15 protein-coding genes and 2 pseudogenes are annotated in these 19272 nt (G+C 63.0%); 14 read left to right on the top strand and 3 right to left on the bottom strand.

Features of this window, described 5'->3' with window-relative positions; genetic code table 11:
- The 10 genes and pseudogenes from EN955_RS34895 to EN955_RS26375 all read left to right on the top strand — a co-directional run.
- Positions 1–519, top strand: a pseudogene (locus EN955_RS34895) (hypothetical protein); the annotation flags it as partial.
- Between the two features lie 146 nt (positions 520–665).
- Positions 666–5411: an autotransporter domain-containing protein gene (locus tag EN955_RS26415; protein ID WP_245265321.1), complete on the top strand. Its 4746-nt coding sequence runs from the start codon at positions 666–668 to the stop codon at positions 5409–5411.
- Between the two features lie 420 nt (positions 5412–5831).
- Complete coding sequence (gene ugpC, locus EN955_RS26410; RefSeq protein WP_024502708.1) at positions 5832–6917, top strand: sn-glycerol-3-phosphate ABC transporter ATP-binding protein UgpC; 1086 nt, start codon at positions 5832–5834, stop codon at positions 6915–6917.
- 37 nt (positions 6918–6954) lie between these two features.
- Positions 6955–8280 carry an ABC transporter substrate-binding protein gene (locus tag EN955_RS26405; RefSeq protein ID WP_013529762.1) on the top strand — a complete coding sequence of 442 codons (1326 nt, stop codon included), beginning with the start codon at positions 6955–6957 and terminating at the stop codon, positions 8278–8280.
- Between the two features lie 94 nt (positions 8281–8374).
- A complete protein-coding gene (locus EN955_RS26400) occupies positions 8375–9325 on the top strand; it encodes a sugar ABC transporter permease (RefSeq protein ID WP_013529761.1) in 951 nt (316 codons plus the stop codon).
- A gap of 1 nt (position 9326) precedes the next feature.
- Entirely contained in the window at positions 9327–10220 is an 894-nt protein-coding gene (locus tag EN955_RS26395; RefSeq protein WP_024502709.1) for a carbohydrate ABC transporter permease, read from the top strand.
- Positions 10221–10388: 168 nt separating this feature from the next.
- Positions 10389–10931: a rod-binding protein gene (locus EN955_RS26390; protein WP_013529759.1), complete on the top strand. Its 543-nt coding sequence runs from the start codon at positions 10389–10391 to the stop codon at positions 10929–10931.
- Between the two features lie 13 nt (positions 10932–10944).
- Positions 10945–11370: a hypothetical protein gene (locus tag EN955_RS26385; RefSeq protein WP_013529758.1), complete on the top strand. Its 426-nt coding sequence runs from the start codon at positions 10945–10947 to the stop codon at positions 11368–11370.
- Between the two features lie 97 nt (positions 11371–11467).
- Positions 11468–11983 carry a hypothetical protein gene (locus EN955_RS26380; protein ID WP_013529757.1) on the top strand — a complete coding sequence of 172 codons (516 nt, stop codon included), beginning with the start codon at positions 11468–11470 and terminating at the stop codon, positions 11981–11983.
- A 197-nt stretch (positions 11984–12180) separates the two neighbouring features.
- On the top strand, positions 12181–12465 hold the full coding sequence (locus EN955_RS26375) for an SCP2 sterol-binding domain-containing protein (protein WP_013529756.1): 285 nt from the start codon (positions 12181–12183) through the stop codon (positions 12463–12465).
- Between the two features lie 95 nt (positions 12466–12560).
- Here EN955_RS26375 and EN955_RS26370 read toward each other — a convergent pair whose 3' ends face one another.
- Both EN955_RS26370 and odc2 read right to left on the bottom strand, forming a co-directional pair.
- Complete coding sequence (locus EN955_RS26370; RefSeq protein WP_024502711.1) at positions 12561–13130, bottom strand: N-acetyltransferase; 570 nt, start codon at positions 13128–13130, stop codon at positions 12561–12563.
- A gap of 153 nt (positions 13131–13283) precedes the next feature.
- Positions 13284–14417: an ornithine/lysine decarboxylase gene (odc2, locus tag EN955_RS26365; RefSeq protein ID WP_024502712.1), complete on the bottom strand. Its 1134-nt coding sequence runs from the start codon at positions 14415–14417 to the stop codon at positions 13284–13286.
- Positions 14418–14957: 540 nt separating this feature from the next.
- Here odc2 and EN955_RS26360 point away from each other — a divergent pair.
- The 4 genes from EN955_RS26360 to EN955_RS26345 all read left to right on the top strand — a co-directional run bounded on the left by EN955_RS26360 (position 14958) and on the right by EN955_RS26345 (position 19019).
- A complete protein-coding gene (locus EN955_RS26360) occupies positions 14958–16154 on the top strand; it encodes an amidase (RefSeq protein ID WP_024502713.1) in 1197 nt (398 codons plus the stop codon).
- A gap of 2 nt (positions 16155–16156) precedes the next feature.
- Complete coding sequence (locus EN955_RS26355) at positions 16157–17056, top strand: LysR family transcriptional regulator (RefSeq protein WP_024502714.1); 900 nt, start codon at positions 16157–16159, stop codon at positions 17054–17056.
- An 89-nt stretch (positions 17057–17145) separates the two neighbouring features.
- Complete coding sequence (locus EN955_RS26350) at positions 17146–17814, top strand: DUF1007 family protein (RefSeq protein WP_013529751.1); 669 nt, start codon at positions 17146–17148, stop codon at positions 17812–17814.
- The gene (locus EN955_RS26345) at positions 17811–19019 is read left to right on the top strand and encodes a nickel/cobalt transporter (protein WP_024502715.1); all 1209 of its coding nucleotides are present in this window, start codon (positions 17811–17813) and stop codon (positions 19017–19019) included. The genes EN955_RS26350 and EN955_RS26345 overlap by 4 nt, the downstream gene beginning before the upstream one ends.
- A 25-nt stretch (positions 19020–19044) precedes the next feature.
- Here the strand turns inward: EN955_RS26345 and EN955_RS26340 are convergent.
- A pseudogene (locus EN955_RS26340) lies at positions 19045–19272 on the bottom strand (NAD-dependent epimerase); the annotation flags it as partial.

Here is a 19272-nt window from a genome sequence, read left to right as displayed (position 1 = left end):
GGTGGCGATGGAAGCTATGGCGGCGGCTTTTTAGACGGAGGCTATGGCGGCGGCGGCGCTGGTGGCGATGGCGTGCGTAATGAAGAGGTGAACCCGGCAATTTTCGTGACGGCTGATGTTCATGGCGGCGATGGCGGCGATGGCAATGGCAATGGCCCGTTTGCCGGCGGCGGCGGCGGCGGCGGGGGCGCCGGCATGGTGCTTCTGAACAACGGCGCCATCACTGTTGAAAGCTCGGCCACCGTTGCTGGCGGAAACGGTGGCAATCCTGGCGCCAATTTCGGCGGTGGTGGTGGTGCGGGCATTGTTTTGAACGCCGGCGGCGACTTGACCAACCATGGCGATGTCCTCGGTGGCACGGGCGGGGCTTTAGCCACCGGCGGAACAGCCATTGTGATGGGAGATCTGGCAGCATCGTCAACGACGGTCGCATTACCGGTGGCCGCGCCGGGGTTTCTGCATCCGCCGGTGCAGCGATCGACCTCAGAAATGGTGGGACGGTTTTTAACAGCGGAGTGATCATTGGCGGCGAGGGCAACGGTGACCATGCCGGCGGCTCTAACGGCCCTGCTGGCGGAACCGGCAGTGGCGGCGCCCCCGGCTATATTCCCCTGACGCCCAGCAATGGAAACGGTGGTACCGGCATCGTTGGGGCCAATTTGGCAGTGCTTAACGTTGGGGAGATTACTGGGGGAGATTCTTTCTTTGGCCGGGCTAACGCCATCACCTTCACCGGCGGCGTCAACACGCTTTCCCTGCGAAACGGCTCGATTATCACCGGCAATGTCGTGGTGGAGAGTGGCGCGACCGGCTCATTGATGCTCGGGGACTATGACACGCTGCCTTCCACACCGGCCTTCGATGTCTCGAAGCTCGTGAATACGGCCACGGTAGGCGCGAGTGACGAGTTCGTCGGCTTCACGAGCTTTAACAAGGCCGGGACGAATACCGTGACCCTGACCGGCACGGGTGCGCAGGACTGGACCGTCGATCAAGGCACCTTGGTCGGCGACACCAACAGCTTCGGCGGCAATCTCACCTTCTCAGGCGTGAACACCGGCGCCGTCGTCTTCGACCAGGCGAGCGACGGTACCTATGCCGGGACCATTACCGGCCCCGGCCATTTCGGCAAGGCCGGCGCCGGTACGCTGACGCTGTCAGGCGACGCTTCCGACCTCGCGGGCAACCTGGGCGTCATGGGGGGCACGCTCGACATCGACACACAGCTCACCTCTTTTACCGGGATCATTGCTACTGACGGAACTGATCCGGACGAGTGGGCAACCGCAAGAGTTTCAGGGTCGGCCACCTGGACTGCCGACGTCCTTAGGGTCGGGGATTCCAATGGGGATTCCAAAGGGAAAGGGAGCTTGATCGTCGAGAATGGCGGTCAGGTTTTCAACGATTCGGGAGTTGTGGCGTATGGCGCGGGCAGCACTGGCTCCGCGGTGATTTCCGGAAATGATTCGGGTTGGACACTCGTTGATGCCATCGCAGTTGGTCTCTTTGGCAATGGATCGCTCAGCATTGAAAATGGCGGGCAGGTTTCCAGCGGCAACAACGCCATTGTTGGTTGGGATGCTCAAGCCACCGGAATTGTGAATATTACGGGCCCCGGGTCGGTTTGGACAGGCGACTCCATCATTGCCGTTGGCGTCTTGGGCAAGGGCACGCTGACTCTGTCAGAGGGCGGACAGGTTTCGCTTGCCGGGGGTCCTGCTATCGTTGGGTTGGCGGCCCAGCCAGGATCATTCGGAACGCTCAACATCGGTGCGGCAAGTGGGGAAGTGGCGAAGGCCGCCGGCACGGTTGATGCGGCATCGATAGCTTTTGGCGCTGGCACAGGCACGGTTGTGTTCAATCATCTGGGAAATCCCGATGGGTCCGATCTGATTTTCACCCCTTCCCTGACCGGCTTGGGGACCATCCTCCATGAAAGCGGCACGACCGTTTTGGCCGCGGACAGTTCCAGCTTCACCGGTGCCACCACTGTTGCAGGCGGCACGCTTCTTGTCGGGAACCATGCCAGTGCCGGCTTCCTCGGTGGCACGATCAATGTCGAGGACGGCGCCACGCTCGGTGGCTCGGGCACGGTGGGCACGACGACGGTTGCCGATGGCGGGCATATCGCGCCAGGCAATTCGGTGGGTACGCTGACGGTTGCCGGAAATCTGGGCCTCTCTTCAGGGTCGATTCTCGATTACGAATTCGGCAATCCAGGCGGTTCAACCGGCTCTCCGGGGATAAGCGACCGCATCGGGGTGAGTGGCAATCTGACGCTCGACGGTACGCTCAATCTTGCGCAGAGCGGCGACGTGGCCGATGGCACGGCGGGCCTCGGCTATTACCGGCTGATGACCTATGGCGGCAGCCTTACCGACAACGGCCTGGAGATCGGCACGAAGCCGCCGCTCTCCGATCCGGCCGGCTATGAGATCCAGGCGGGCGGCGGCAATGTCGACCTCTTCATCGGAGCGGCCGGCGACGACACGCTGCAGCACTGGCAAGGCGGCGACGGGACCTGGAACACCACGAACGAAAAATGGCTGAACCAGGGCGGCGATACTCTCGTCTCCTGGGCAGGAAACCATGCGGTGTTCAAGAACGAACCGGGCGGCTTCGACGGCGGCACGATCGCCGTCGAAGGAGCGCAAAGCTTCAAGGGCCTGCAATTCGTCGACAGCGGCTACCGCCTGGAAGGTTCCGGCACGCTCGCGATAGATGGTTCCGACAGCGCCGATGGCAATGCCGAGATCCGCGTGCTGGCCGGCACGGCAGCCACCATCGCGACGACGATTACCGGCGCGGGCGGGTTCAGCAAGACGGAAGGCGGCACGCTCGTCCTGGAAGGCAGCAACAGCTATCAGGGCGGCACGCGGCTTCTAGGCGGGATTATTTCCGTTTCTTCCGATGCCAATCTCGGCGCTGCAAGCGGTGCCCTGACATTCGATGGCGGCACGCTGCGGAACACGGCGGCGTTCGCGACGGCGCGCAACGTCACCCTGGATGCCGGCGGTGGGACGTTCCAGACCGATGCCGACCTGACGGCGAACGGCGTCATCTCCGGGACCGGCGCGCTCACCAAGACCGGGGCCGGCGGGCTGGTGCTTTCGAGCGCCAACAGCTACGCCGGTGGGACGACGGTTTCGGCAGGATTCATCACCGCGGCGACGACAGGCGCGCTGGGCAGCGGACCGGTGAATGTCAAGGCCGGTGACCTCCGCTTCATCAATGATGCAAGCGCCGAGAGCCTCGACATCGTCATGGAAACAAACGCAACGATGCGCTTCGATGGCAGTGCGTCGGCGGGAACGGCGACGATCGTCACTACCCAAAGCCGCATCAACTTCAACGACGAAACATCGGCCGGTGCGGCTTCGATCACCGGCAATGGTAGCAGGACGTCCTTCAACGGCAATTCGAGCGCCGCCAATGCCACGATTGGCGTTACAATCCAAGGAACGCTCGACTTCTACGACACCGCGTCTGCCGGCAGCGCCGCCATCACCAACAAGGGCGGCTTCGTTGGCTTCCATGGCGCCAACACCGCGGATGGCGCCACGATCATCAACGATACCGGGGGAAAGGTCGACATCTCCGAAATGACGTCGGACGGTATCGCGATTGGCTCGCTTTCGGGCGATGGTCTCGTCTTTCTCGGCTCGAAGTCGCTGACGCTTGGCGGATTGGATAAGAACGACACGATCGGCGGCGTCATCCAGGATGGCAGCACTGGCATCGGAGGGAGCCTCGTCAAGACCGGCGCCGGCACGCTGACGCTGAACGGCGTCAGTACCTATACCGGTCTGACCACCATCGGCGGCGGCAAGCTCGTTGTCGGCGACGGCAGCCATTCCGGGGCAAGCATTGCTGGCGCCATTGCGGTTGCAGCCGGCGGCACGCTCGGCGGTTCGGGAACGGTGGGTACGACCACGATCGCTTCTGGCGGCACGATTACGCCGGGCAATTCGATCGGCACGCTGAATGTGTCAGGCGATTACACGCAGGAGATAGGCTCGACCTACGAAGTCGAGATCAATCCGGCCGGCAATTCCGACCTGATCGACGTGACGGGCAAAGCCACCATCCAGGGTGGCACCGTCTTCGCGCTCAAGGCGCCGGGCGGCTACAGTGCCGGAACCCGCTACACGATCCTGAGCGCGGATCAGGGCGTGACCGGCACCTATGATGCGTTCGACCAGAACGCCCCGTTTGTCGACCTGGCACTCGCCTATGACGCCAGTAATATCTATCTCGACGTTGCCCGCAATGACGTGTCGTTCTGCGACGTGGCCGGCACCCGCAACCAGTGTGCCACCGCCAATGGCGCCGAAAGCGCCGGGCCGGGCAACCCGATCTACGATGCAATCGCCGGCCTTCCGGACGACGAAACCGCACGCGAAGCCTTCGATGCGTTATCTGGCGAGATCCATGCGTCCGCCAAATCCACGCTGATCGAGGACAGCCATTTTGTCCGCGATGCCATCAATGATCGCCTGCGCGCGGCCTTCGAGGGGGTAGGGATCCCGGCAATCCCGGTGCTGGCCTATGGCGAAGGCGGTCCGATGCTGGCGCCTGCCACCACCGATCGCTTTGCCGCCTGGGGCACGGCTTTCGGGTCATGGGGCACCTTCGACGGCGACGGCAATGCCGCAGGCCTCGATACCTCCACCGGCGGCTTTCTTACCGGCGTCGACGGCCTTGTCGCGGAGGATGTGCGGCTTGGCATCATGACTGGCTACAGCCACACGAGCTTCGATGCCGACGGCCGATCCTCGTCAGGCTCGAGCGACAATTATCATCTCGGCCTTTATGGTGGCACGCAGCGGGGCGCTCTCGCCTTCCGCTCCGGGCTTGCCTATACGTGGCATGACATGAAGACATCGCGCTCGGTGGCCATGCCCGGCTTTGCCGACAGCCTGAGCGGCGACTACAACGCTGGCACCTTCCAGGCGTTCGGGGAACTCGGCTATCGCATCGATACGCCAGTCGCGGCCTTCGAGCCTTTTGCCAACCTCGCTTATGTCAACCTGCATACGGACGGCTTCACGGAAAAGGGCGGTGCGGCGGCATTGACCAGTGCAAGCCAGACCACCGACGCCACCTTCACCACGCTTGGTCTCAGAGCCTCCGCCGGCTTCACGCTCGGCGCCATCAATGCCACGGCGCGCGGCATGCTGGGCTGGCGCCATGCCTATGGCGACGTCATACCGACCAGCACACATGCCTTCTCTGCCGGTGATGCCTTCACGATCGCTGGCGTACCGATCGCCAAGGACAGTGCCGCCATCGAAGCGGGGCTCGATCTCAACCTGACCGATGCCGCAACCCTCAGCGTCGCCTACCAGGGTCAGTTCGGCTCCGGCGTCCAGCAGAACGGCTTCAATGCAAAACTCAACGTGGAATTCTAATCAAGCGGGAAGGATCGTTCCGGAATGACTGCCCCTTACGAAAAGGGGCTATTCAATCCGCTTGTCGCATCGCCCAGGCGGTCGTACGCCAGGAAGCGAACCTCGCGAGCGCCAGGCAGGAAGCCAGCCTTATCGCCGCCGGTCGAGCGAGCCTACAAGGACGTGCGCAACTGTGATGAATGCGAACGCTGCGACCGCAGGTGCCGGACTTGATCGCGCAGAAGCGGACGCAGGAGCAGCTGGGAGGATTGTGTGGCGCGAAGCGGACCCTCCCAAGGTTCGGCTTTCCCCTAAACGCTTTACAGCCCGGTTTGGTAGCGCTACCGTTTCGGCCTAGCGTGAGCCTGGGAGGAGCCAGGGCTGTCGCTAGCGGAAGCGTTGTTCCTTCGACGACGTCGCAGGAATTTGTTGGGAGGATCGATGGCGTCTGTCGCAATTGGCGAAGTCTACAAATCATTCGGCGCTGTCGAGATCCTGCACGGGGTCAGCGTGAACATCGAGGACGGCGAGTTCGTCACTCTGGTCGGACCATCGGGCTGCGGAAAATCAACCCTTCTCAGAATGATCGCCGGCCTGGAAAAGATTTCACGCGGCCAGATCGCGATTGGCGAACGGGTCGTCAACAACGTTGCGCCCAAGGAGCGCGACGTCGCCATGGTCTTCCAGAACTATGCGCTCTACCCACACATGACCGTTGCCAAGAACATGGCGTTCTCGCTGATGCTCAAAGGAGTTTCCAAGCCGGAGAGCGATGCAGGCGTGCGCCGCGCGGCCGAAATCCTTGGGCTGGTGCCGTTGCTGGCGCGCTATCCTCGGCAGCTTTCCGGCGGCCAGCGCCAGCGCGTCGCCATGGGCCGCGCGATCGTGCGTGATCCGGCGGTCTTTCTCTTCGACGAACCGCTGTCCAATCTCGACGCCAAACTCAGGGTGCAGATGCGCGCCGAGATCAAGGAACTGCACCAGCGCCTCAAGACCACGACAGTCTACGTCACGCACGACCAGATCGAGGCCATGACCATGGCTGACAAGATCGTGGTCATGCATGACGGCATCGTCGAGCAGATAGGGCCGCCGCTGGAACTCTATGACCGGCCGAACAATCTTTTTGTCGCCAGCTTCATCGGCTCGCCGGCCATGAATTTGCTGAGGGGCGAGATCGCTATTGACGGCTCACCCTCGTTCCGCGGCGCCGGGGGGATTTCAGTCCCGTTGGCCTCGGCACTTTCCATCCCCAATGGCGAGCCTGTGGTGCTGGGAATAAGGCCCGAGCATTTGCGGCTGTCCGACGACCGGGGCATTCCGGTCACCGTCGCGGTGGTTGAACCAACCGGGTCCGAAGTGCAGCTCATCGGCCGGACAGCCGGCGGCGAAGAGATCGTCGCGAATTTCCGGGAACGACATTCCTTCACGCCGGGCGAAACCATCCGGCTTACGGCCGAGCCCGGCCTCATCCATCTCTTTCACGGAGAAACCGGACAGAGGTTCCAAACACGTGCCGATCAGTAGGACCACAGGCAAGGACAACAAGCAGGAGGAAACGAGCATGAAGTTCACCAGACGTGACGTGATCCGCACCACCGCCGGCGCGGCGGCGGGTGCCTTGGGAAGTCGGTTCATCAGCTCTCCGGCCCTTGCCCAGGACGGACCGAAATACAAACCCGAGGATGGCGCCAAGCTTAGGCTGCTGCGCTGGTCGCCCTTCGTCCAGGGCGACGAGGACCAATGGCTGGCCAACACCAAGCGCTTCACCGAAGCGACCGGTGTCGCTGTCCGCGTCGACAAGGAAAGTTGGGAGGACATTCGCCCCAAGGCGGCGGTCGCGGCAAATGTCGGCTCCGGCCCCGACCTGATGTTCGTCTGGTTCGATGACCCGCACCAATATCCCGACAAGCTGCACGACGTGAGCGAACTGGGCGAGTATCTCGGCTCGAAATACGGCGGCTGGCATGATGGACCAAAGCAATATGCGACCCGGGAAGGCAAATTCATCGGCCTGCCACTGGCCACGATCGGAAATGCCATCGTCTATCGGGAAAGCTGGGTGAAAGAGGCCGGCTTTTCGGAGTTTCCCAAAGACACGAAAGGCTTCCTGGAACTTTGCAAGGCCTTGCAGGCGAAGGGCCATCCGGCCGGCTTCACGCATGGCCATGGCGTCGGCGACGGCAACAACTATGCTCATTGGCTGCTGTGGAGCCATGGCGGCCAGATGGTCGACGAGAGCGGCAAGGTAACGATCAACAGCCCCGAGACCCTCAAGGCCATCGAATACGCGCAGGAACTCTACAAGACCTTCATTCCAGGCACGGAAAGCTGGCTCGACGTCAACAACAACCGCGCCTTCCTGGCCGGCGAACTGGCTGTCATCGCCAACGGCATCTCGGCCTACAACACCGCCAAAATCAATAAGGACAATGATCCGAAGCTGGCTGAAATCGCCAAGGACATACGCACCACCAACCTGCCCATCGGTCCTGTCGGCAAATCCGTCGAATTGTTCCAGGTGACCACGGCTGTCATCTTCAATTACACGCCCTACCCCAACGCGGCCAAGGCGTATTTGCAGTTCATGTTCGAGGAACCGCAAATGAAGGACTGGATCACCTCCTCGGCCGGATATTGCTGCCAGACCCTGAAGGCATTCGACAACAACCCGGTATGGACTGCCGATCCCAACAACGCCGCTTACGCCAAGGCTTCGGCTACTCTGCGGCCTAACGGCTATGCCGGGCCGCTCGGCTATGCTTCGGCGGCAACCATGGCCGACTACGTGCTGGTCGATATGTTCGCCAAAGCGGTGACCGGCCAGGCGACGCCGCAAGAGGCAATGGAAGAGGCCGAGAAGCGGGCAAATCGCTATTATCGCGTTTGAGCCGGTTCAGCCGGGCAGCGCGGCTGCCCGGCTGGCTTCGGATTGCATCGTGGCCGATCCGGCCGATCAATGAGACCTCAGCAGGAGCCGACCCATGGCCGTGCCGTCAGCTGCTATCCAGCCGCGATCTTCGATCTTCTCACGGATTCTATCGCGCTGGAGCGAAAGCCGGAACGCACTTGGCTTCGGCTTCATGCTTCCGGCGGCTGCACTGCTGCTTGTCTTCCTGACCTATCCGCTGGGGCTCGGTGTCTGGCTCGGCTTCACCGATGCCCGCATCGGCCGCCCCGGCATCTTCATCGGCATCGAAAACTATGAATATCTGTGGAGCGACGCCGTCTTCTGGCTCTCCGTCTTCAACACCTTGCTCTACACGATCAGCGCTTCGATCCTGAAATTCGCGCTCGGCCTCTGGCTGGCGCTCCTCCTCAACCAGAACCTTCCCTTCAAATCGTTCTTCCGCGCGATTGTCCTGCTGCCGTGGGTGGTGCCGACGGTGCTCTCGGCCATCGCCTTCTGGTGGATCTACGATTCGCAGTTCTCCATCCTCTCCTGGGCGCTGCAGCAGATGGGACTGATCGACCACCGCATCAATTTCCTTGGCGATCCGGAGAACGCGCGCGCCTCGGTGATCGCCGCCAATGTCTGGCGCGGCATTCCTTTCGTGGCCATCACGCTGCTGGCCGGCCTGCAGACGATTCCCCAATCGCTTTACGAGGCCGCGACGCTCGACGGCGCCAGCCGTTGGCAGTTGTTCCGCTATGTGACGCTGCCGCTGCTGACGCCGATCATCGCCATCACCATGACCTTTTCGGTCCTGTTCACCTTCACCGATTTCCAGCTGATCTATGTGCTGACTCGCGGCGGGCCGGTGAATGCCACCCATCTGATGGCGACGCTCTCGTTCCAGCGCGGCATTTCCGGCGGCCAGCTTGGCGAGGGAGCCGCGATCGCGGTGGCGATGATCCCGTTCCTGCTTGCGGCGATCCTTTTCAGCTATTTCGGGCTGCAACGTCGTAAATGGCAGCAGGGCGGTGGAGACTGACATGGCCGCGATAGAAACGAGCAACCGCCCGAACACGGATGAAGGCGGCATGGGCTATCTCCAGAGCCTGCCCCGGCGCGTGGTGACCGTTTATCTGCCGCTCCTGATCTTCGTCATCGTACTGCTGTTCCCGTTCTACTGGATGACGATCACGGCGGTGAAACCCAATCTCGAGATGACGGATTATGCCAATTTCAACCCGTTCTGGGTCGTCCATCCGACGCTCGAGCATATTCGGTATCTGCTCTTCGAGACGTCCTATCCGGGTTGGCTCCTCAACACGATCATCATCTCGACCGCCTCAACTTTCCTGTCGCTGCTGGCGGCGGTGTTCGCTGCCTATGCGATCGAGCGCTTGCGGTTTTCCGGGGCGCGGCAGGTCGGCTTGGCGATCTTCCTGGCCTATCTCGTGCCGCCCTCGATTCTGTTCATTCCACTGTCGGTAATGGTGTTCAACCTCGGCCTTTACGATACGCCGTTCGCACTGATCCTCACCTATCCGACGTTCCTCATTCCATTCTGCACGTGGCTCTTGATGGGCTACTTCCGCTCGATACCCTTCGAACTGGAAGAATGCGCGCTGATCGACGGAGCGAGCCGCTGGCAAATCCTGACCAAGATAGTTCTGCCGCTGTCGGTGCCCGGCCTGATCTCCGCCGGCATCTTCGCCTTCACCCTGTCATGGAACGAATTCATCTACGCCTTGACCTTTATCCAGTCGTCCGAAAACAAAACCGTGCCGGTCGGCGTGCTTACCGAACTCGTACGTTCGGACGTCTATGAATGGGGAGCCCTGATGGCAGGCGCGCTGATCGGCTCCCTGCCGGTGGTGGTGCTCTATTCATTCTTCGTCGAGCACTACGTCTCCTCGATGACGGGGGCGGTCAAGGAGTGAGGCTGAGGCGGAAATCCCACCCTCGGCCGGCAGCTTCGATCCGATCCCCGCACTCCGCTCCCTCTCCTTCCCGCAAGCCTGCCACAAGCTTGTTGAGGCATGGTCTGGTCAGGGAAAACCGGTAAAAGGCGGACTTTCTTGGCGATTTCTCCACCCAGCGACATCGTTATGGATGTGGCCCGAGCCGTCGACCCGGCGGATATCGAGACCGCCCGCGCCGCGCTGGCAAAGCGGGCCGGCGGCGCTGCGGGCACGTTTTCACTCGACACAGCCGCTTCCGTCGATGCCGGCTCGATCCTGTCGCGCGCCACAGCCGACAAGGCCGCCGCCGCAACCGACCCGGCCAAGAAATTCAAGAAGTTCGAGGCGATGGTGCTGCAGACCTTCATCCAGAACATGCTGCCCAAGGACACCGAGGGCGTCTACGGCAAGGGCCTGGCCGGCGACATGTGGAAATCGCAGCTTGCAGAGCGGGTGGCCGACGTGATGGCCGAACGCGGCGGCATCGGCATCGCCAAGTCGATGCTCGCCGACCACTATCTCGAAGGCAAGCGCGTCGTGCCCGTCGGTCCGGTTTCGGGCGGGCCGGAAAAGACCGAGGTCGACCAGCAAAACAGCCTGTCGACCTCGCTGGTCCATCAATTGCAGCGCAAGGCTGCGGGATCGATGACCGGTGACGAGACGACCATAAAAACAAATATCAAGATCTAAACTGGGAAACGCCATGGCCGACTTTTCGGAATCCACGCCCAACCTGCCAGCACGCACGACCACGTCGGAAGCGCCGATCCCGTTCGCGCGGCCCGGCAACCTCGCCGCCATCATCGGCCGCATCGAGGAAGTGGTCGAGGAAGAGACGGCAGGCATCCGCAACGCCACCAACTATGATCTCAAGGCATCGAACGCCCGCAAGAGCCGCTACCTCTACGAGTTGACCCGCGCCATGAAGGGCGGCAGCGAAGCCGAATTCCTCGAGCAGCACCGCGAGGGCCTGACCCGGCTGCGCCAGAAGCTGGCGAAGAACGAAGCGGCGATCCTGGCGCATCTCAGCGCGGTCAACGAAGTCGCCAGCCTGCTGCGGCACGCCATCCAGCGCGCCGAGACCGACGGCACCTATTCCGCCGGCGAGTTCGGCTGGATAAAGGCGTGATGGCGAACACAGGCGACACGTCGGAGATCCTGCCTCGGCAACGGCGCCGTGCCGCGTTGCCATTGCAAGGGACTGACCAAGGGACTGACAAGGCTCGATGATCAAGGTCATCGCCATCGCCGTCTGGATCTGCGCCGCAACGCTGGGCGCCGTGTTCTATTCTTTCCAGGCGGCCGGCGAGCGCGGTGTCGGCGAAACGCCGAAGCCGATGCTGGGCGGCCTCGACTACGTCAAGACCGACATCATTTCGGTGCCGCTGATCCGCGACTCCGAGATCGGCGGCTATTTCCTGACCAAGCTTGTCTACACGGTCGAACCCGAGCAGATCAAGAAACTGTCCATTCCCGCCGAAGCGCTGATCACCGACCAGGTCTATTCCTACCTCTATTCCAATCCGCAGATCGACTTCACCAACAAGGCGACGATCGATCTCGATGCCTTCCGCGCCGCCATCCGCGATACCGTCAACACGCGTGTCGGGGCGCCTTTGGTGCATGAGGTTCTGATCGACCAGGTCAATTTCCTGTCGAAGGACGAAATCCGCGACAACTGGCTGCGCCGCAAGAAAAGCGAGACGGCGAGCGAAATGACCAAGGCGTTCAAGGAACACTGAGTTGCCGGGCTCGCATTCCCGGCCTCCTCCAGGCTCGCCTGCCGCCACGGCAGGAACCAACCGCCTGAATTCGCGTTGACGTAAACGTCAACCCAAAGCTATATGCGGCAGCGACCGTGATCGCGAAACCGCGGCACGGGCTTCGGCTGGATCGAAGCGCCGTTGCGAGACAGATGCAACCAGACAAGGAGAACAGCGTGAGCGTTCAGGAGATTGCCGAGAAGATCAAGTCGCGCGTAGCCAGCAGCGGGTTCGATCGTTCCGTGAAATTCGACACCGGCAGCGACGGCGTCATCGTCATCGACGGCGCAACCGTCTCGAACACTGATGCACCCACCGACTGCACCATCAAGCTCTCGCTCGACGATCTCGATTCGCTGATCGCTGGCGACCTGAACCCGACAATGGCGTTCATGACCGGCAAGATAAAGGTCGAAGGCGACATGACCGTTGCCATGGCGCTCAGCCAACTGATCGGCTGAAGGCATTCAGGCGCCCAAGGTGGCGCCCACCAATCGCGAAAAAACGCCGCCTTTTCGGGCGGCGTTTTTGCATGAAATGCTGGCGGCTTCGTATCTCAGGCCGCCGATGTCAATTCCTGCGCCTTCAGCTTGCGGCCGGCCGCCCTCAGCGTGCCGTGCACGCCGTCAAGCGCGCCTTCCACCAGTTCCAGCGCCAGCAGGCGGTGCCGCTCATAGGGTCCCGGCATGGCAAGTGAACCGGTCTTCTCGGCCGAGAAGCCGAAGCGCGCGTAATAGGGCGCATCGCCGACCAGAAGGATCGCGGCATGGCCAAGACGTGCCGCCTCGGCGATGGCATGGCGCATCAGGGCCGAGCCGATGCCGGCGTTCTTGAGCGACGGATCGACGGCAAGCGGGCCAAGCAGCAGCGCAGCCGCACCGCCCTCGCCCAGCCTGACGTCCCACAGCCGCACGGTGCCGGCGACGCCGCCCGAGCCATCGCGGGCGACGAAGGCCAAGCCTTCCGAGGGCCGCCGGCCACGCCGCAGCTTCTCCGACGACTTTTTCCTGCGCTTCGGCCCCATCGCCCGATCGAGCAACGCCTCGCGCGCCGCAACATCGGCGGCGGTTTCGGCAACCATCACAAAGGCCGGTGCGTGGCCCCCAATTTCAACTGGCATTTCCATTTCCGTAATCCCTGGCGAGCGGAGATCTGTTCCACAGGCGAGCCCGGGTGGACGAAAGTCGCCCACCTGGGATGATCTGATCGGCTCTCTCAGCGCATTTTCAGGCGAAGTTGTGTCCGGTTCGCCGTTCGAAAATGCGCTGAGCAAGCGCCGTCAGATCACGTAGGATCGGAGAGGCTCGAAGCCGTTGAAGGCGACCGCCGAGTAGGTGGTCGTGTAGGCGCCGGTGCCTTCGATCAGCACCTCGTCGCCGATGGTCAGCGACAAAGGCAGCAGATAGGGCGTCTTCTCGTACATCACGTCGGCCGAATCGCAGGTCGGGCCGGCGAGCACGCAAGGTGCGGTCTCCGTGCCGTCATGCGCGGTGACGATCGGGTAGCGGATCGCCTCGTCCATCGTCTCGGCCAGGCCGCCGAACTTGCCGATGTCGAGGAACACCCAGCGCACATTGTCGTTGGCGGCCTTCTTCGAGATCAGCACGACTTCCGACTTGATGACGCCGGCATTGCCGACCATGCCACGGCCCGGCTCGATGATGGTCTCCGGAATGGCATTGCCGAAATGCTTGCGCAGCGCCGAGAAGATCGCCTGGCCATAGGCCTGGGCGGCCGGCACGTCACGCAGATAGCGCGTCGGGAAACCACCGCCCATATTGACCATCTTCAAGACGATGCCTTCCTCGGCGAGCGTCGCGAACACCACCTTGGCGTCGGCCAGCGCGCGGTCCCAGGCGGTCAGGTCGGTCTGCTGCGAGCCGACATGGAACGACACGCCATAGGCGTCGAGGCCGAGCCCCTTGGCATGGCGCAGCACGTCGACGGCCATCGCCGGCACGCAGCCGAACTTGCGCGACAGCGGCCACTCGGCGCCCTCGCCATCGGTCAGCACGCGGCAGAACACGCGCGCACCGGGCGCGACGCGGGCGATCTTCTCGACCTCTTCGACGCAATCGACGGCGAACAGGCGGATGCCGAGCTGGTAGGCGCGTGCGATGTCACGCTCCTTCTTGATGGTGTTGCCGAAGGAGATGCGGTCCGCCGGTGCACCAGCGTCCATCGCCATCTCGACTTCGGCAACGGAAGCGGTGTCGAAGGACGAGCCCATCGCAGCAAGCAGGCGCAGGATTTCCGGCGCCGGGTTTGCTTTCACCGCATAGTAGATCCTGGAATCGGGCAGCGCCTTCTCGAAGGCGCGGAAATTGTCGCGCACGACATCGAGGTCGACGACGAGGCAGGGGCCGGTCGGACGTCGGGTGGCGAGGAAGTCAAGGATGCGCTGGGTGGCCATCGGGGTCTCTCCATCAGCGCCTTTCGGCGCGCAATAAGGCTGCGGGACGCGGGCTGTCGGCCTCGCGAACTCGCGGTGGACAAAGGCGGGACGGAAATCCATGGAACCAGCCGGTGGAGACCCCGGAACCATGAAGCGCCGTCTCGCGGCGGTGAACCTTGGCCTTGCCCGGCCTCGGTTCGCTTTGTCTGCCTTGGCTTGGATGGGAGACCCGTCCGCACTGCCGGCAATGAAGGTGTGCCTCTTCAGTAACCCCGGTTTTTGGACAACCGGCAGAACACCAGAAAGGCCCGCACCGTCGTTGCTTCAAGGTGTCCTCGGGCTGGCGGTTGGCCGCTAGACCGACTGGAGGGGTTGGCTCCAGTTACCTTACCGATTTCCCTCACCATTCGAGGATCGGCGGACACCCACAGGCACGTGCGACTTTGGGCAAGCGCGATATAAGGGCGAAGACTTTCACAATCAATAAAAATCGTATCGCAGGTTGTAAAATTTCTGGCGTCGAACAATGTTGCGGCAACCGTATCCGGATATCGAACGATGACAGGCACGCACGGCCCTCTCAACGCCTTTCTCGATCTTCGCCAGATGCCCGTGGCACATGCCCAGCTCGGCCCGCTGGCCGGCCTGCGGCTGGCCGTCAAGGACATATACGACGTCGCCGGCTACCGCACCGGTTGCGGCAATTTGCAAAAATTCGCCGAAAGCCACGCAGCCTCGCGCACCGCACCCGCCGTGCAGATGATCCTCGATGCCGGCGCACGCTTCGTCGGCAAGACGCAGACCGACGAGCTCGCCTTCGCGCTGTTCGGTCAGAATGCGCATTTCTCGTTTCCGGTGAACCCGGCGGCACCCGACCGCGTCACCGGCGGCTCCTCATCGGGGTCGGCGGCGGCGGTGGCGGGCAGGCTGGCCGATATCGCCACTGGTTCCGACACCGGCGGCTCGATCCGCGCGCCGGCGAGCTTTTGCGGACTGATCGGGCTGCGCACCACGCATGGCCGCATTTCGCTCGACGGCACGATGAAGCTGGCGCCGAGCCTCGACACGTTCGGCTGGTTCGCCGACGACATCGAGACCTACGAGACCGTCGGCAAGCTGCTGCTCGGCCGCGATCCGCACCAGCACGTGTTGGACCGGCCGCTGGCGCTGGATTGGCTGGACGGGCTGGTCGCCCGCCCGGCGCTGGCCGAATATGCCGGAATGAAGGGGCGTGCGGGCGCGGTTTTCGGCGCGCCGGCGACGCCGGCAATCCGCTTCTCCTCATCTCCCGATGAACTTTACTGGTGCTTTCGCCGGCTGCAGGCCAGGGAGGCCTGGGCGGTGCATGGCGAATGGATCACCAGCGGCGAGCGCGGCCTCGGCCCCGGCGTCGAGGAGCGTTTCGGCTTCGGCCGCGCCGTCGACGACAAGACAGCCCAGGCCGAGAAGGTGCGGCGTCTGACCTTTCGCGGCGAACTGAGCGCCCTGCTCGGCAAGGACGGCTTCCTTGTCTTGCCGACGGTGCCTGGTCCGGCGCCTTACGTGGACAGCACGCCGGAGCAGTTCCAGGCCTATCGCGAACGGGCGCTCCAGCTTCTGTGCCTGGCCGGCCTGTCCGGTTTTCCACAGATCACACTGCCCATCGGCTCGGTCGCCGGCGCCCCGTTCGGCCTGTCGCTGCTTGGCCCTTCCGGCAGCGACATTGCCCTGATACGGCTCGGCCGGAAACTTCTCGACGCGGCACGAAAGGCCTGACCATGGACACACTGACGCGCATGCGTGCCTTCATCGACGTGGTCGAGGCCGAGGGCTTTTCGGCGGCGGCGCGCAAGATCGGCCGCTCCAAGGCCTTGCTGTCGAAATATGTGCGCGAGTTGGAGGACGAACTCGGCGCTTTGCTGCTCAACCGCACCACGCGCCAGTTCTCGATGACCGAGGCCGGCCACACCTATTACCGGCGCGCCTCGGAGATCGTGCGCGAGGTCGACAGCCTGGCCGACGCGGTGCGCGAATCCTCCGGCGACGTGCGCGGCCGGATCAAGCTGTCGGCGCCGCGCACCTTCGCCGACGCGCCGATCGGCCAGTCGCTGATCGACTTCGCCAAGCAGCATCCCGACATCGTGCTCGACATCCAGCTCGACGACCGCTTCGTCGATCTGGTCGAGGAAGGCTTCGACCTTGCGGTGCGCATCTCGCGGCTGGAGAACTCGTCGCTGATCGCCAGGCGTCTGGCGCCGTTTTCGATAAAGCTCTGCGCCTCCCCCGAACTGATCGCCAAGCACGGCACGCCGACACGGCCGCAGGATCTCAGCCGCATGCCTTGCATCGTCGACACCAATGGCCGCGGACTGAACAACTGGCCGTTCAAGGGCGACAATGGCGATCCGGTCAGCGTTTCGGTGTCGGGTCCGATCGAGGTCAACAGCCCGATGACGGCGAGAGCCGCGGCCGTGTCCGGGCTGGGATTCACCGTCCTGCCGGATTTCATTGCCGCGCCCGACCTCGCGAGCGGCCGGCTGGTGTCGGTGATAGATGACCGTATCCTGTCGGGCGGCGGCATCTTCGCCGTCTACCCGCACCGCCGCTATCTGCCGGCCAAGGTCCGCGTTTTCGTCGACTTCCTGGTGCAGTGGTTCAGGACGCGTGAAGTTGCCTGACCCACTTCAGCCGAGCAGCGGTCCCAATTTCGCCCCCTTTCTGGTAACTCTCGGCAACTCTTCCGAGGCCTAGGGAATCGCGACCGAGAATGCACCTGAAACGGCACGCAATCATGCTGGCTTCGGCCTTGGCGGCTAGCTTTGCCGCCACTGGACCCGCTTACGTGCATCCACACGTCTTCGCCGAGGCTCGCCTCGATGTGATCCTCTCCCCGGATCACCAAAGCGTGAAGGCTCTGCGTCATCTCTGGCGCTTCGACGATCTGTTTTCCTCGACGGTGATGATGGAATTCGACAAGAACTCCGACCTGAAGCTCGACGACAAGGAGCTGAAGGAAGTCGCCGACACCGTTCATGCCTCGTTGGCGGAGTTCAATTACTTCCAGCTCGTCACCGTCGACGGCAAGGACGTGGCGATGACGCCGCCGCCGCATCTGATGGCCAATTTCGACAACGACCAGCTGATCATCCTGTTCGAGTCCGAACCGAAGCTGCCGATCAAGCTCAACGGCAAAATCGATATCGGCGTCTACGATCCGACATTCTACACGGCGATCGACTTCACCGAGGACTCCAACATCACGGTCGAAGGCCTGCCCTCGAACTGCACCAGCAAGGTGGTCCGTCCCGACCCCGACGAGGCCATCAAGGAAAACCAGAAGACCCTCACCGATGCCTTTTTCAATGACCCGACCGGCACCGATATGAGCAAGATCTTCGCCACCAAGCTCGAACTGACCTGTCAGCCAGAAGGATGAAGCCGGTGACGAAACCGTCCCTGCGTTTGGCATTCGGCCTGTTGGCCCTCACAGTCGCCATGATGCATTTCGCCGACGCGGCTCATGCCCAGAGTTCGCTCGGCATCGGCGTCAATGACGGCATGGCGCCCACCACCGGCCCGTTCGCCCATATCCTGATGTGGATCAATCTCAGGCAGCAGGAATTCTACCGCGCGCTGGCAACGGCGATGAAGGCGATGCGCCAGGACGGCAGCAAGATCTGGATACTCGTCGGCCTGTCCTTCGCCTACGGCATTTTCCATGCCGCCGGCCCCGGTCACGGCAAGGCGGTGATCTCGTCCTACATGGTGGCCAATGAAGTGGCGTTGCGGCGCGGCATCCTCTTGTCCTTCGTCTCGGCGCTGCTGCAGGGCTTGACCGCGGTCGCGGTGATGGGGGTCGCCTATTTCGTCCTGCGCGGCACCTCCGTCTCGATGACGGACGCAGCCTGGTTCATGGAGATCATGAGCTTTGTCTTCGTCACCCTGTTCGGCGCCTGGCTGCTGTGGCGCAAGCTCGGCCCCGCCGTCCTGCGTCTGTTCGGCAAGGGCCCGGCCTACAGCCTGTCGGCGGCTCATGCCGGCCATTCTCATGCCGGCCATTCTCACGCCGGTCATTCTCACGGGGGTCATTCGCACGGCGCGCATTCGCATGCCGGCCATTCCCATGCAGCTCACAGCCATTCGGCGCATGCCCATTCGCACGCGCTACACGCGCATGACCATGTGCACGGCCCTTCGCACGATCATCACGATCATGCCGAACACGATCATGCTCATCACGATCACGCGGCCGGCGAAGTCTGCGACACCTGCGGCCATTCGCACGCACCCGATCCGGCGCTGCTGTCAGGCGACCGCTTCGACTGGCGCACGGCCTGGACAGCGGTGGCGGCGGTCGGCATCCGCCCCTGCTCCGGCGCGCTGATCGTGCTCAGCTTCGCCCTGCTCAACGGCCTCTGGCTCGGCGGCCTGCTGTCGGTGCTGGCAATGTCGCTGGGCACCGCCATCACCGTTTCGGCACTGGCGACGCTGGCGGTGACCGCCAAGAACTGGGCGGTCTATTTCGCCGGCGACGGCCGCATGGGCAACCGCATCCACTCGATCGTCGAGATCGGCGGCGCCGCCTTCGTGTTCCTGTTCGGACTGCTGCTGCTGTCGGCAAGCCTGGCGAGCGGCGGATGATGCCCGGCGCCAAGAGGCTCGGAGTTTAACCCGCGATCTTGCCGCCCAGCTCATCCTCGATGTGAGCGCGGATGATCTCGTCAAAACTCTTTTCGGCGCTGAAGCCGAGCTCCCGTGACCGCTTTGCCTCGAAGCGCGTCGGCCAGCCCTTGACGATCGCCCAGATCGTGTCATCCGGAACCTCGCGGATCAGGCTTACCGCCTTCGGCCCGGCGATGCGTTCCAGCGCCTCGATCTGCTCGCCGACGGTGAC

Origin of the sequence: Mesorhizobium sp. M7A.F.Ca.CA.001.04.2.1 (assembly GCF_003998485.1) — a bacterium.
Classification (GTDB): domain Bacteria; phylum Pseudomonadota; class Alphaproteobacteria; order Rhizobiales; family Rhizobiaceae; genus Mesorhizobium; species Mesorhizobium ciceri.
This window is presented reverse-complemented; position numbering and strand designations above follow the sequence as displayed.

Excerpts from the sequence above, each read along its gene's own strand:
- EN955_RS26405 (WP_013529762.1), top strand. The coding sequence starts at position 6,955 with ATGAAGTTCACCAGACGTGACGTGATCCGCACCACCGCCGGCGCGGCG.
- EN955_RS26345 (WP_024502715.1), top strand. The coding sequence starts at position 17,811 with ATGAAGCCGGTGACGAAACCGTCCCTGCGTTTGGCATTCGGCCTGTTG.
- EN955_RS26380 (WP_013529757.1), top strand. The coding sequence starts at position 11,468 with ATGATCAAGGTCATCGCCATCGCCGTCTGGATCTGCGCCGCAACGCTG.
- EN955_RS26360 (WP_024502713.1), top strand. The coding sequence starts at position 14,958 with ATGACAGGCACGCACGGCCCTCTCAACGCCTTTCTCGATCTTCGCCAG.
- EN955_RS26355 (WP_024502714.1), top strand. The coding sequence starts at position 16,157 with ATGGACACACTGACGCGCATGCGTGCCTTCATCGACGTGGTCGAGGCC.
- EN955_RS26400 (WP_013529761.1), top strand. The coding sequence starts at position 8,375 with ATGGCCGTGCCGTCAGCTGCTATCCAGCCGCGATCTTCGATCTTCTCA.
- EN955_RS26370 (WP_024502711.1), bottom strand. The coding sequence starts at position 13,130 with ATGGAAATGCCAGTTGAAATTGGGGGCCACGCACCGGCCTTTGTGATG.
- EN955_RS26395 (WP_024502709.1), top strand. The coding sequence starts at position 9,327 with ATGGCCGCGATAGAAACGAGCAACCGCCCGAACACGGATGAAGGCGGC.
- ugpC (WP_024502708.1), top strand. The coding sequence starts at position 5,832 with ATGGCGTCTGTCGCAATTGGCGAAGTCTACAAATCATTCGGCGCTGTC.
- odc2 (WP_024502712.1), bottom strand. The coding sequence starts at position 14,417 with ATGGCCACCCAGCGCATCCTTGACTTCCTCGCCACCCGACGTCCGACC.
- EN955_RS26385 (WP_013529758.1), top strand. The coding sequence starts at position 10,945 with ATGGCCGACTTTTCGGAATCCACGCCCAACCTGCCAGCACGCACGACC.
- EN955_RS26350 (WP_013529751.1), top strand. The coding sequence starts at position 17,146 with ATGCACCTGAAACGGCACGCAATCATGCTGGCTTCGGCCTTGGCGGCT.
- EN955_RS26390 (WP_013529759.1), top strand. The coding sequence starts at position 10,389 with ATGGATGTGGCCCGAGCCGTCGACCCGGCGGATATCGAGACCGCCCGC.